The sequence below is a fragment of the Pseudomonas pergaminensis genome (genome assembly GCF_024112395.2).
Lineage (GTDB): Bacteria > Pseudomonadota > Gammaproteobacteria > Pseudomonadales > Pseudomonadaceae > Aquipseudomonas > Aquipseudomonas pergaminensis.
This window is the reverse complement of record NZ_CP078013.2, coordinates 5,837,012-5,849,460: the sequence shown is the minus strand read 5'-3', so window position 1 is coordinate 5,849,460 and position 12,449 is coordinate 5,837,012. Positions and strand designations below refer to the sequence as shown.

The window sequence follows — 12,449 nt, the reverse complement described above, 5'->3', positions numbered from 1 at the left end:
TAAGCCTGACGCTGAATGGAGTATCTGTGACAGGCTTTTCTGAAACATTGCCCGGTAACGCGCAATCGCTTTCGGAGGTGTCGCTATGATTTCCAATCATCTGGATTCATCACGTTTTATGTCGCTCTACCCTCAGTCTGAATCGCCGATAGATAATAAGTTTGAGGGTGCAACTCCTCCCGATATATCCAAAACTTCCCCCCCTTCACGCTATCGACGCAGTGCAGCGTCTTCTTCATCTTCACACGTGGCTGATTATGGTGGGCTGCTAACTAAAGACGTCCCTTTGGCGGCTGACGCCCAGGCCAAATTACGCCAGATAGTTGCCACTTGGAAAGCCGCTCAACCGAAAGTAAGCACTGATGACACCAGCGGTGTGCCGAGCCTTATCGAACGCTTGCGGCTTACCCTTCCTGAACCTTTACGGTCTGGTAAGGATGAACCTGAAAAAACCCTTAAAGCCATTCTCGATTCTCCAGAAGGTCTTGCGTTGGCCAGGTTACTCCAGGACAGCATCGACGCAGTACCCACGGCTACCAGTCTGCAGGAAGTACTGCTTAGCGCGCTATTGTTGGATGTGGATTCGGCAGGAGGCCTGGAGCGTAATAATCTGGCTGGGTACTCGTTGCGTCAGCCAGACAACTGGGGTTACAGCGCTGCGCAAATTGTCACGCGTTTTGAAGCGCATCTAGCCACCCGGTTCGGCGAAGCCAATGCCAAAATCATCGCTTTTCAACTGTTGTCGGTGTCCGCCCCCGAGTTTCTGGTAAAGGATCTGCCCTCGGCGCTGGTGTATGGTTCCCACCAATGGGCCACCTTCAGTGCAGCGGTGGCTCGCCAAGAGGCGAGTGACCCGGGATCGACGTCTACGAAAACCTATGCGCAGATCATGAAAGACGATGAGATAGCGCCTGTTTCGGAGCTTGAAAAGCGTCAGCAACAACTCGCTCAGATGACGGCCGTTATCGACTGGGGTATTGCCAACGGCGTCATTGTTGAAAAAAGTGATGATGCGTACACCCCCCAGGAAGTCGAAAGCGCATTGAAGGCCATGCAAGCACAGCATAAGGCTTTGGCTGATTCCATTGATGCGCTGTCCACGCCGATGCCAACCCGACGAGAGTTGGCACTCGTCGAGCTGCGGCGCGTGTATGGCGTCGAAAATGAAGCTTTTTTTGAGCAGAAGCTGCTGGCGAATGTCCCACCGGGGTCGCCTGGCCGAAAAGCCTATTCGCTGCTGGATATTTACATGTCAGGCGACCTGGGTAAGCACTTCTGGATATCCAGCGACCTTGACTTCAATACCGTGAAAGTGAATGTAGGCTTTCCGAAGTTGCCAAACATCAAACAGCAGTTTGATGAAAGCTTCGACAAATACACCCAAGGGCTCAAAGACGGTTTTGCCGCGCAGTTCAAATATCAGCTCTCATTGCTCCCGCTCGATGACCGGCGGCTGATTGAATACGGCAAGGTCACGACATTCACCCTCCAGAAGCCCAATGCCAATCAGGGCCCTGTCAGCGTTGATCATAAAATTCAAGCGTATATACGCAGCGGCGCGGTACTTATCAGGGCTGAACGTGATGGGACGGTTTGTCATTATCTGTATTCACCGGCGATGGGCCGAATCATCAAGGATGCCGACCCTTCCAGGCCTGGCCTGCAGTTTCCAGGCTCTCGTTTGTACTTCTCGATGTCGCTGCCTGATTCGCCGGGCGGTAAAGAACCGTCGGTCACTATCCTGTGGAGCACAGTCGGTAGTACATCGCCGAAAAACGACCCGGTAGACTTTTCCGCCTATCGTATCTACCCCTCCAAATCGTTGGAGGCCGGTATACCCGGAAAGCATCCCGCCCCGCCGGCGACTTTTTTTTCGCCTAAAACCGATGAACTGTCAGCCGCTGTCGGTGCTTATTTCACGCGAGGCTTGGATGAGGCGAAAACAACAGCCAATGGCAGCACAGAGCAAGAGCGGGAAAGCGCGCGTTCAGAGGCCGTCAAGGCGTTCTTTTTAGGATTGATTCCTTTCTACAATGCGGTTGAAAGCTTTGTGAATGGCAGGCCCGCTGAAGGTTTCTTCAATTTAGTGCTGGATTTGTTTGGCTTTTTTATTCCGGGGCTAAAAGGCGGGCTCCAAGGCGTCAAGCACGGTGTTAGAGCCGGATTGGGTACAACGCTGAACTTCATCAAGGGGTTTGGCAAGGCCGGCGTGAAGGCGCTTAACCCTCTAGCAGATATTTATGACGTGGGCCGTGGTGTATTTAAACTGGGTAAGGCAGGCTTTAAAAAGGTCAGCCGTCTTGGCGGGCGCGGCGGCAGTTTTGATCTTCCCCAAATAGGCAACAATCACGGGATTGCCGAAGGCCTCTACAGGCCGTTGGGCGCTAATGGCGATGCGGTTAACGTCATCGCCGTGGAGCGCAACGGAAAATGGTATGCCTTCGACCCTGTGACTCAAACGCCATACGGCGCGCCATTGAAGGGCTTTGCCCGGCACTCTCCTTCCGCTTCTGTCGGTCCGTTCGAGCGCCGGGTAACTGAGGCGGTGACCGATGCTGGCTTAGACGCTGCTATCACTGAGACGCAAATTGCTTTCCAAAAACACTACGAGCGTCCTGCCGCACCTGACGGCGGTGTTAACCCCGGCGACGTAGAAGTAGTGGACCTGGGGCCGATAGTTGCACCCGTTGACCCTGCCCTTCGAGCTCGTCTCGACGCTGCAACGCGGGGCGCCGGTGAGTTGGGTACGTTGTCGTTGCAATTGGCGCCGGGTGTTGTGGTAGACATCCCGAAATGGTCCAGCGAACCGCTGCAGGTCGTCGACCAGTTGGAGGCTTTCCTGGCGTTGCTCGAGGAGCTCACCATTGATCTTGCACAGGCTTATGAGGTTTTTTTCAAACCGTACAAACACGAAGCCTCCGTCAGTCAGGGCAACGGCGGCGTTGCGGATCGACTGAATACAATTGAGAAAAAAATAGCTGCCATACGTGACGCGCTGACGAAGGTGCCAGCACCGCATAAACAAGCCGTCGCATAGCGTGGGCGGCTCACCTAAAGAGTGCGATTTCCCCCGCCCTGCGCTAACCTGCCTCGATGTTTTACGAGGTCGACTATGCACATTCATATTCTCGGTATTTGCGGCACGTTCATGGGCTCGATGGCGGTTCTGGCCAAAGAACTGGGTCATCACGTCACCGGCTCCGATGCCAACGTCTACCCACCCATGAGCACGCAGTTGCAGGCTCAGGGCATTGAGTTGACCCAAGGCTACGACCCGTCGCAGTTCGACCCGGTACCGGACCTGGTGGTGATCGGCAATGCCATGTCGCGGGGCAACCCAGCAGTCGAATATGTGCTCAACAAAGGTTTGCCTTATGTATCTGGCCCGCAGTGGCTGGCCGACCACGTGCTGCAAGGCCGCTGGGTACTTGCTGTCGCCGGCACTCACGGCAAGACCACCACCAGCAGCATGCTGGCCTGGGTGCTTGAGCATGCGGGCATGAGCCCGGGCTTCCTGATTGGCGGCGTGCCGCAGAATTTCTCGGTGTCGGCGCGCTTGGGCGACACACCGTTTTTTGTGATCGAAGCGGATGAATACGACAGCGCCTTCTTCGACAAGCGCTCCAAGTTCGTTCACTACCGCCCGCGTACGGCGATCCTGAACAACCTTGAGTTCGATCACGCCGACATCTTCCCCGACCTGCCTGCCATCGAGCGGCAGTTCCACCACTTGGTGCGCACCATTCCAAGCGAAGGCCTGGTGATCCACCCGACCACCGAGCCTGCCCTGCAGCGTGTGATCGAGATGGGCTGCTGGACCCCGGTGCAAACCACCGGCGCGGGCGGGCAGTGGCAGGTCAAGCTGCTCAGCGAAGACGGTTCCCGTTTTGAAGTGCTGTTCGAAGGCGAGGCCCAAGGCATTGTCGAGTGGGACATGACTGGCCAGCACAACGTCGCCAACGCCTTGGTCACTCTGGCGGCTGCGCGGCATGTGGGCGTGGTGCCGTCCATGGGCATCGCCGCGCTCAGCGCGTTCAAGAGCGTGAAGCGGCGCATGGAAAAAGTCGCCGATGTGAATGGGATTACCATCTACGACGACTTTGCCCACCACCCGACGGCCATTGCCACCACCCTGGATGGCCTGCGCAAGCGGGTTGGCGACGCGCCGATCATTGCGATTGTGGAGCCGCGTTCCAACTCCATGAAACTCGGCGCCCACCGCGACGGCCTGCCGGAAAGCGTCAACGACGCCGACCAGGTGGTCTGGTACGCACCGGCCAACCTTGGCTGGGACCTGCCGGGGATTGCCGCGCTGTGCACGGTGCCGTCCACCGTATGTGACTCCATCGAAGGCATCATCGAACACGTCAAGCAGCAAGCTAAACCGGGCACCCACGTGGTGGTGATGAGCAACGGCGGCTTTGGTGGCCTGCACGGCAAACTGGCCGAGGCGCTGAAATGAGCGGCCCAGAGCGCGTCACGCTGGCCATGACCGGCGCCTCAGGCGCGCCCTATGGTTTGCGCCTGCTCGATTGCCTGGTGCGTGAAGACCGTGAGGTGCACTTCCTGATCTCCAAGGCCGCGCAGTTGGTGATGGCCACCGAGACTGACGTCGCGTTGCCGCCCAAGGTGCAGACAATGCAGGCCTTTCTCACCGAATACACCGGTGCGGCGGCGGGGCAGATCAAGGTCTACGGTAAAGAAGACTGGATGTCGCCGGTGGCGTCCGGCTCAGGCGCGCCGGCGGCGATGGTGGTGGTGCCGTGTTCCACGGGCACCTTGTCGGCGATTGCCACGGGGGCCTGCAACAACTTGATCGAACGCGCGGCGGACGTGACCTTGAAGGAGCGCCGGCAGTTGATCCTAGTGCCACGTGAGGCGCCGTATTCGAGCATTCACCTGGAGCACATGCTCAAGCTGTCGAACATGGGCGTGACGATTTTGCCGGCCTCGCCCGGTTTCTATCACCAGCCACAGACCATCGATGACCTGGTGGACTTTGTGGTGGCGCGCATTCTCAACTTGCTGAACATCCCACAGGACATGCTGCCACGTTGGGGCGAACACCATTTGAGCAGCGATGAATAAGGCGCTGCTGATGGTGTTGGCGTTGCACCTCACGGGCTGCGCCACCGCGCGCACCTTGGACGCAGCTAAACCAAACGCGCCGGTGGTGTATGCCGGCACGCGGTTGGACTTGTATGCCATGAATGGCGGCTGTTGCGCCATGGACAGATTTGGTGCCGAGGCGCCGGCTTATCCGGGTGTGGACCTGCCGGCGAGTGCGTTGCTCGATACCCTGTTGTTACCGCTGTCGGTGTTGACGGTGTTGGGCGTTGGGTTTAACGCCACAGGTGGCCTTTAGAGGTGTAGTGCCTGGGCTGGCCTCATCGCGGGCAAGCCCGGCTCCCACATTGGCACCGTGTGAACCCCATCCAATGTAGAACTCCCACATTGGAACTGTGTGAACCCCATCAAATGTAGAGCTCCCACATTGGAACTGTGTGCACCCCATCAAATGTAGAACCCCCACATTAGAACTGTGTGCACCCCATCCAATGTAGAACTCCCACATTGGAACTGTGTGAATCCCATCCCATGTAGAACTCCCACATTGGAACTGTGTGAACCCCATCCAGTGTAGAACTCCCACATTGGAACTGTGTGAACCCCATCCAATGTAGAACTCCCACATTAGAACTGTGTGAACCCCATCCAATGTAGAACTCCCACATTGGAACTGTGTGAACCCCATCAAATGTAGAGTTTCCACATTGGAACTGTGTGAACCCCATCCAATGTAGAACTCCCACATTGGAACTGTGTGAACCCCATCCAATGTAGAACTCCCACATTAGAACTGTGTGAACCCCATCAAATGTAGAGCTTCCACATTGGAGCTGTATGAGCCCCATCAAATGTAGAGCTTCCACATTGGAACTGTATGAGCCCCATCAAATGTAGAACTCCCACATTGGAACTGTGTGAACCCCATCCAATGTAGACTCCACCATTTGGAACTGTGTGAACCCCATCAAATGTGGGAGCGGGCTTGCCCGCGAATGCGGTGGGTCAGGCAGCTCATGCATCGACTGACACGCCCCCTTCGCGAGCCAGCCCGCGCTCACACTTGGATCTCTGTCAGGTCGTTAAACCGGATTATTTACCGAGCTTACGCAACTCATCCGACTCCACCACCCGCACCCCATCCTGTTCTTCCAGCGCCAGGCGCCACATGGCCCGGGCCAGTTCGCACACTTCGATGCCGTGGTATTTGCCGGGAATCAGTCGCGACAACGGGCCGGCAAGTTGTTCTGCCAGGCGTGGTTCCAAGCGTTCCCCCAACAGCAACGATGGCCGCACGATGGTCAGTTGTGGCCAGTCCTGGGCTTTGAGTGCCTCTTCCATTTCCCCTTTGACGCGGTTGTAGAAGATCGAAGACTTCGGGTCTGCGCCGATCGCGCTGATCACGATTAGGTGCCGCGCGCCCATTTCCCGCGCACGCTTGGCGAACGCCACGACCATGTCCAGGTCGACGGCGCGGAAGGCGGCTTCGGAGCCGGCTTGTTTGATGGTGGTGCCCAGGCAGCAGAAGGCGAGGTCCACCGGGCCGCTCAGTTGCGGCAGGAACACCGCTGGGTCGCCGACCGGGTTTTCCAGGTGGGGGTGTTCGGCCAATGGCCTGCGGCTGGGTGCGAGCACGCGGGTCACGGTGGGTTCGTTGAGCAGGCGATCGAGCAGGTGTTCGCCGGTAAGGCCGGAGGCTCCGGCGAGCAAGATATGCTGAGGCGTCAGGTACATGGTGTTTCCCCCTTGTTACACAGTTCAGCTTAGTTGCCTATGGCTTCCTTGCTATTCATTGAGACGCTTTCGAGCGCCTTTCGTGCCTGCTGTTTGCGTAATAATTGCCAATGGGCGATCACACCCTTGGGGGCCCAGATCTGCGGCTCGGAGGCTTCGAAGTTGTCCGCCTGTTCGCGTTCGGCCACATGCAGTTGCGCCAGCTTGAAGGCTTGCTGCAAGTCGTCGGTCTGGTTGAAGGCTTGGGCGAAGAGGGCGTCGCCGAAGTAGGTGAAGTCGGCCTCCTCGGAACAACCGAAGGACACACGGTCGGCCCGGGAGGCGGTCATGATCAGGGTGCGCTCATCTTTCAAGGCCGGGATGAAACCACCGGAGTAACAGGCGGAAATCACCACGATCTTGTCGCGGTTCTTCAGCGGCGCCAGCACTGCGGCCAGCTCATCGGCGGGCAGGTCAGCCAGCTCCATGCGCGGTTGGTCCAGCACCAATTCGTGTTCGTGGGTGCCGTGGCTGGTCATGTAGATAAACACCAGGTCTTCCGGGCCGGTGCGTTCGGCCAGGGTCAGCACGGCGCGACGCAGGCTTTCGCGGGTGGCCAGGGGGCGGTCGGCGATGTGGTCGCGGTGATTGACCAGGCGAATCTGCCCCCGCGCGCCAAAGCGGGTAGCGAGCATGTTACTGACGTAATCGGCTTCACGCAGGAACACGCTCTGCTTGCCATCGCCGGCCACGGCCAGGGTATACAGCTCGACGGCGGGGGTAGAGGCGGGTACGGCGGCGAGGGCGGTGTCGAGCAGGTGGCCCTGGGCCAGCACGCCGATCTCCAGTGGGTCGGGCAGCAGTTTTCCATCGGCGTCACGCACGCGCAGGCCGTTCACCCAGGTGCCGGCCTGCACGCTGCCGTCGGTAAGCACCAGGGTGCCTTTGCCTTGGTAGCTGTCGCTGTCGAAACCGCCGATATAGAAGCTGCCGTCAGTAAGGTTCAGGCGGCCTTCACCGGTAAAGCGCCAATCGCTGAACTGGCCGACATAGTGGCTGCCGTCGACACCGATCAACTCGCCCTTGCCGCTGAGCGCACCTTCCTTGAACTGGCCGATCCACACGTCGCCATCAGCGTTCTCGTAGCGGCCCTTGCCATTGAGCTGGTTCTGCTTGAACTGGCCGACATAAATATCGCCATCGGCGCTGTTGAAGGTGCCGTTGCCTTCCAGTTGGCCATCGACGAAATGGCCGCTGAACTGGTTGCCGCTGTCGTCGTTGCGCTGGCCTTCGCCATTCGGTTTGCCGTGGGCGAACTGGCCCTGGTACTGGCTGCCGTCCGCCAGCTCCAGGCGACCGAGGCCGGAATACTGGTCGTCCTTGAATTCGCCGCGATAGGTCATCTGGCCCTCTTTGAGGGTACCTTCGCCGTTGCGTCGACCGTTCTTGAAACCGCCCACATAGTGGCTGCCTGCGGTGGTCAGGCTGCCCTGGCCATCGAACAGGCCCTGCTGGAACTGGCCTTTATAGACTTCGCCATTGCTGCCATGCCACTCGCCCTGGCCGTGCCACTGGCCTTTGTCGAACTGGCCGGCGTACCAACTGCCGTTGGGGTAGTCCACGCGGCCCTGGCCTTGCAGCAAGCCATCGACCACATCGCCCCGGTAACGGCCGCCGTCGGGCAGGCGCGCATCGGGCGGCAACAGCGATTCGCCGTCTCCGCAAGCGGTGAGCAACAGGGCAAGGGCGAGGGGAGCGAGTGGGCGCATAGCGGGATCCGGATAATTGAGCGCCGAGTATGCCGCAGCTGCGAGTTTCATACATGAATTTGTGGTGTGCGGGCTTGCCCCGCGTTGGGTGGCGTAGCCGCCCCAAATACAGGCAACTCGTTCCTTCAGGAAGCATCAGGTTGCAGGTTCTGGAGCTGCTTCGCAGCCCAGCGCGGGGCCAGGCCGCTCACCACAAGTGAGGTTTTGTGCCACCGGCCTTACACGAAGTAGAGTGACAACGACTCCGCAATGTAGGCCGGTTTTTCCTGCCCTTCGATTTCCAGGGTGGCAGTGGCCTTGAGCAGCCATTGGCCGGGCTTTTTCTCGGTGACGTCATTGAGGGTCACGTTCAGGCGCACCTTGGAGTTGACCTTCACCGGCTGGATGAAGCGCACGCTGTCCAGGCCATAGTTGACGGCCATCTTCAGGCCTTCGGGCACGATCAGCAGGTCTTCCATCAGCTTGGGCATCAGCGACAGCGACAGGAAACCGTGGGCGATGGTGCTGCCAAACGGGGTTTGTGCGGCCTTGACCGGGTCGACGTGGATGAACTGATGATCGCCAGTGGCTTCGGCGAACAGGTTGATACGCGCCTGGTCGATGGTGAGCCATTCGGAACGTCCCAGTTCCTTGCCGACATAATCTTTGAGCTGCGCTACGGGTACATAGGGCATTGCGTCTCTCCTTGGTTCATCGGTGCTGTTTTTATGGGTTACAGAGAACCAATGTAGATCATCATGGCCAATCAGCCCGGTCAACCCACCATGCTTTTGGCGAATGCCGGTGCATAGGGCTGGCGTGCTTATAATGCGGGCGAGTCCTGAGGGGGGAAGAACGGATGCTGTTACGTGGCCTGACCTGGCTGGTGCTGTTTCAACTGATCGGCACCGCGATCAACCATTTGCTGTTGCCGGTGCTGCCGGGGCCGATCATCGGGCTGCTGCTGATGCTCGGCTTTCTGGTGTGGCGAGGCGAAGTTGGCGAGCCGCTGAGCCTGGCGGCCAGCAGCTTGTTGCGTTACTTGCCGTTGCTGCTGGTGCCGCCCGCGGTGGGGGTGATGGTGTATGCCAAGGACATCGCTGCTGACTTCTGGGCCATTGTCGGCGCGCTGGTGCTGTCGCTGGTGATTGCCATGGGCTTTGTCGGCGTGCTGATGCAGCAGATGGTCAAGCGCAAGGAGAAGGACCAATGACCTTCGACTGGCACGGCGCGTGGACGGCGGTGATTCACCATCCCTTGTTTGGCATCGGTATCACCCTTGGTGCGTACCAGTTGGTGCTGGCTGGCTTCGAGAAAACCCGCTGGATCTTCCTGCAACCGGTGCTGGTCTCGATGTTGCTGGTGATCGGTGTGCTGATCAGCTGTGGCCTGAGCTACGCCGAGTACCGCAAGAGCACCGAGATCATGGGCATCCTGCTCGGCCCGGCGACGGTGGCGCTGGCGGTGCCGCTTTACCTGAACCTGCGGCGCATTCGCCAATTGTTCTGGCCGATTTTTACTACGCTGGTGATAGGCGGGGTGTTGGCCACCGGCCTGTGTGTGCTGCTGGGCTGGTGGTTCGGCGCCGAACACATGATGCTGATGACCATGGCGCCCAAGTCGGTGACTTCGCCGATCGCCATGCTGGTGGCCGAGCAGATCGGTGGCGTGGCCGCGCTGGCGGCGGTGTTTGTGCTGATCACCGGCGTGATCGGTGCGATGATCGGCCCGGCGTACCTGTCACGCCTGGGCGTGCACAGCCCCGAGGCGCGCGGCATGGCGCTGGGCATGACCGCCCACGCCGTCGGCACGTCGGTGGCGCTGCAGGAAAGCGAAGAGTGCGGCGCCTTTGCAGCGCTGGCCATGAGTCTGATGGGTGTGGCCACGGCAGTGTTCCTGCCGCTAGCCGTGTCCGTGATCGTTTAAACCGGGTTTAAGGAAACCTTTATGAGTCTGGCGCTGTTCCCGCTCAATACCGTGCTGTTCCCTGGTTGCACCCTCGACCTGCAGATATTCGAGGCGCGCTACCTGGATATGATCAGTCGCTGCATGAAAAAGGGCGAAGGCTTTGGCGTGGTGTGCATCCTCGACGGCAAGGAAGTGGGCATGGCCCCGGACGGCTACGCGCTGATCGGCTGTGAAGCGCTGATTCGCGACTTCAAGCAGCAGGACAACGGCCTGCTGGGCATTCGTGTCGAAGGCGGTCGTAGGTTCCGGGTACGGGACGCCGGCGTGCAGAAGGACCAATTGCTGGTGGCCGACGTGCAGTGGCTCGAAGAACTGCCGGACCAGCCGCTGGAGGAAGAGGACGCCGATTTGCTGGCGCTGCTGCAGGCATTGGCCGAGCACCCGATGGTGGCTTCGCTGGACATGGACGCCCACGCCGAGGGGCAGCAAGCCTTGGGCAATCAGTTGGCGTATCTGCTGCCTTTCACTGAGACCGACAAGATCGACCTGCTGCAACTCGACGACCCGCAGCAGCGGTTGGATGCGATCCAGATGTTGCTCGACGAGTTGCAGGGCGAACTGTTCACCTAATAGGCGTAGCGCAGCAGAGCATGGGGGGTACCGGTCAACGCGATGAAGCTCAGCACCGCGACCAATGCCGGCAGCAACAGCCACCAGGTCTTTTGCGACATCGCCGGCAGCGGGCTTCGGTATTGGCTGATGCCCAGGCTGAACGCGCACACCGTCATTGCCAACAGCGTGCCGGCGAGGATGTCCGTGGGCCAGTGGGCGCCGAGGTAGACCCGCGACAGCGCAATGAAGGCTGCCGGGATGCAGCCCAGCAGCATCCACGTCAGGCGCAGCCGGATCGGTTGCCCGCGACCGGCCAGGATCGCCAGCGCCAGGAAAAACGCGAACGCGCCGGACGCGTGGCCGCTGGGCATGCTGAAGCTGGTCAGCGGGTCGGTGAGGATTTCCGGGCGGCCACGGGCGAAGAACAGCTTGGTCCCGGTGTTGATTACCGCCGCACCGGCGAGGGTCACGCCAACAAAAATCGCATGACGCCATTGCCGCGCCAGTAGCAGCAGGCCGGTAAAGATAGCGCTGGCTACGAACATCTTCTTGAACTCGCCCAACTGGGTGATGCGCACCATCACTTCGTCCAGCCAGGGGCTGCGGTGTTCCTGCACCAGGGCGCTCAGGCCCTGATCGAAGTCATTAAGGTGGGGGTAGCCGATAAACAGGGCGATCAATACCGTCAGGCTGGCGCAGCCGATCCACAAGGTGGCGCGACGATGGCCGCGCAGGCTGCTGTTCAGGCTTAGGCCCACCACCACCGCGATACAGGCCGCCACAACACCGGCCTCAGGCCAGAAACCCTCGGGCAGCGGCAGGCGGAAGGCCGCGCCGGTCGCCCAGCCCGGCAATAGGTAGGCCACCGACCAGCCGGCCGCGGCAACGATGCTCACCGCCGCGAAGCGCGGGAAGGGCATGTCGCACATCCCGGCCACCATCGGCAGCATGGGCCGCAGCGGGCCGATGAAACGCCCCACCAGCAGGCTGGCGATGCCGTATTTGTGGAAGTAGGTTTCGGCGCTGTTCATCCATTCGGGGTGGTGGCGCAAGCCAGGTAAACGCCGGATATTCTGGTGGAAATGTCGTCCCAGGTAGTAGGAAACCCCGTCACCCAAGAGCCCGCCCAGGAAGCCCAGCAGCAGGGTTTCGCTCAGGGACAGCGCGCCGCTGCCGGCGAGTGCGGCAATGGCAAACAACAATACCGTGCCCGGCACGATCAGCCCGGCGATGGCCAGGCATTCCACGCAGGCGACGATAAACACCGCGACCGCCAGCCATTCGGGATTCAGGGTCAACCAGCCGGTAATGCTATCGAGCCATTGGCCCATACAATCCACTCCATCCAAGTTCGTACACCGTGTAGGCGCCCGGTTTGCCGGCGATGGCCCCCATGGGACC

General features: G+C 59.8%; 11 protein-coding genes. 7 read left to right on the top strand and 4 right to left on the bottom strand.

Annotated elements, in window-relative coordinates; translation table 11 throughout:
• Positions 1 to 85 precede the first annotated feature (85 nt).
• From KUA23_RS26585 to KUA23_RS26570, 4 genes are all read left to right on the top strand, one after another.
• Positions 86 to 3,037, top strand: a complete 2,952-nt coding sequence (locus KUA23_RS26585; protein WP_252993108.1) for a hypothetical protein — start codon at positions 86 to 88, stop codon at positions 3,035 to 3,037.
• A gap of 75 nt (positions 3,038 to 3,112) precedes the next feature.
• Entirely contained in the window at positions 3,113 to 4,462 is a 1,350-nt protein-coding gene (gene mpl / locus KUA23_RS26580) for a UDP-N-acetylmuramate:L-alanyl-gamma-D-glutamyl-meso-diaminopimelate ligase (protein ID WP_078050344.1), read from the top strand.
• Positions 4,459 to 5,088, top strand: coding sequence for a flavin prenyltransferase UbiX (gene ubiX / locus KUA23_RS26575; protein WP_028618086.1), 630 nt, complete (start codon positions 4,459 to 4,461; stop codon positions 5,086 to 5,088). Before mpl ends, ubiX begins: the two co-directional genes overlap by 4 nt.
• Positions 5,081 to 5,365, top strand: a complete 285-nt coding sequence (locus KUA23_RS26570; protein ID WP_078050343.1) for a YceK/YidQ family lipoprotein — start codon at positions 5,081 to 5,083, stop codon at positions 5,363 to 5,365. The genes ubiX and KUA23_RS26570 overlap by 8 nt, the downstream gene beginning before the upstream one ends.
• 794 nt (positions 5,366 to 6,159) lie before the next feature.
• Here the strand turns inward: KUA23_RS26570 and KUA23_RS26565 are convergent.
• The 3 genes from KUA23_RS26565 to KUA23_RS26555 all read right to left on the bottom strand — a co-directional run bounded on the left by KUA23_RS26565 (position 6,160) and on the right by KUA23_RS26555 (position 9,223).
• Positions 6,160 to 6,801: an oxidoreductase gene (locus tag KUA23_RS26565; protein WP_078050342.1), complete on the bottom strand. Its 642-nt coding sequence runs from the start codon at positions 6,799 to 6,801 to the stop codon at positions 6,160 to 6,162.
• Positions 6,802 to 6,830: 29 nt separating this feature from the next.
• On the bottom strand, positions 6,831 to 8,549 hold the full coding sequence (locus tag KUA23_RS26560) for a C13 family peptidase (protein ID WP_078050341.1): 1,719 nt from the start codon (positions 8,547 to 8,549) through the stop codon (positions 6,831 to 6,833).
• A 218-nt stretch (positions 8,550 to 8,767) separates the two neighbouring features.
• Positions 8,768 to 9,223 (bottom strand): MaoC family dehydratase, encoded by a 456-nt coding sequence (locus tag KUA23_RS26555; RefSeq protein ID WP_010206803.1) that lies wholly within the window; start codon positions 9,221 to 9,223, stop codon positions 8,768 to 8,770.
• A 164-nt stretch (positions 9,224 to 9,387) separates the two neighbouring features.
• Here KUA23_RS26555 and KUA23_RS26550 point away from each other — a divergent pair, with 164 nt between their 5' ends.
• From KUA23_RS26550 to KUA23_RS26540, 3 genes are read left to right on the top strand one after another with little or no spacing between them, the layout of a single operon-like run.
• Positions 9,388 to 9,741 (top strand): CidA/LrgA family protein, encoded by a 354-nt coding sequence (locus tag KUA23_RS26550; protein ID WP_015886074.1) that lies wholly within the window; start codon positions 9,388 to 9,390, stop codon positions 9,739 to 9,741.
• The gene (locus KUA23_RS26545; protein ID WP_078050340.1) at positions 9,738 to 10,454 is read left to right on the top strand and encodes an LrgB family protein; all 717 of its coding nucleotides are present in this window, start codon (positions 9,738 to 9,740) and stop codon (positions 10,452 to 10,454) included. Before KUA23_RS26550 ends, KUA23_RS26545 begins: the two co-directional genes overlap by 4 nt.
• 21 nt (positions 10,455 to 10,475) lie before the next feature.
• Entirely contained in the window at positions 10,476 to 11,066 is a 591-nt protein-coding gene (locus tag KUA23_RS26540) for an LON peptidase substrate-binding domain-containing protein (RefSeq protein ID WP_252993107.1), read from the top strand.
• On the opposite strand, the gene KUA23_RS26535 is transcribed toward KUA23_RS26540, so the two are convergent.
• Positions 11,063 to 12,379 (bottom strand): bifunctional DedA family/phosphatase PAP2 family protein, encoded by a 1,317-nt coding sequence (locus KUA23_RS26535; protein WP_252993106.1) that lies wholly within the window; start codon positions 12,377 to 12,379, stop codon positions 11,063 to 11,065. The two genes, KUA23_RS26540 and KUA23_RS26535, sit on opposite strands and share 4 nt — an antisense overlap.
• Positions 12,380 to 12,449: the final 70 nt, after the last annotated feature.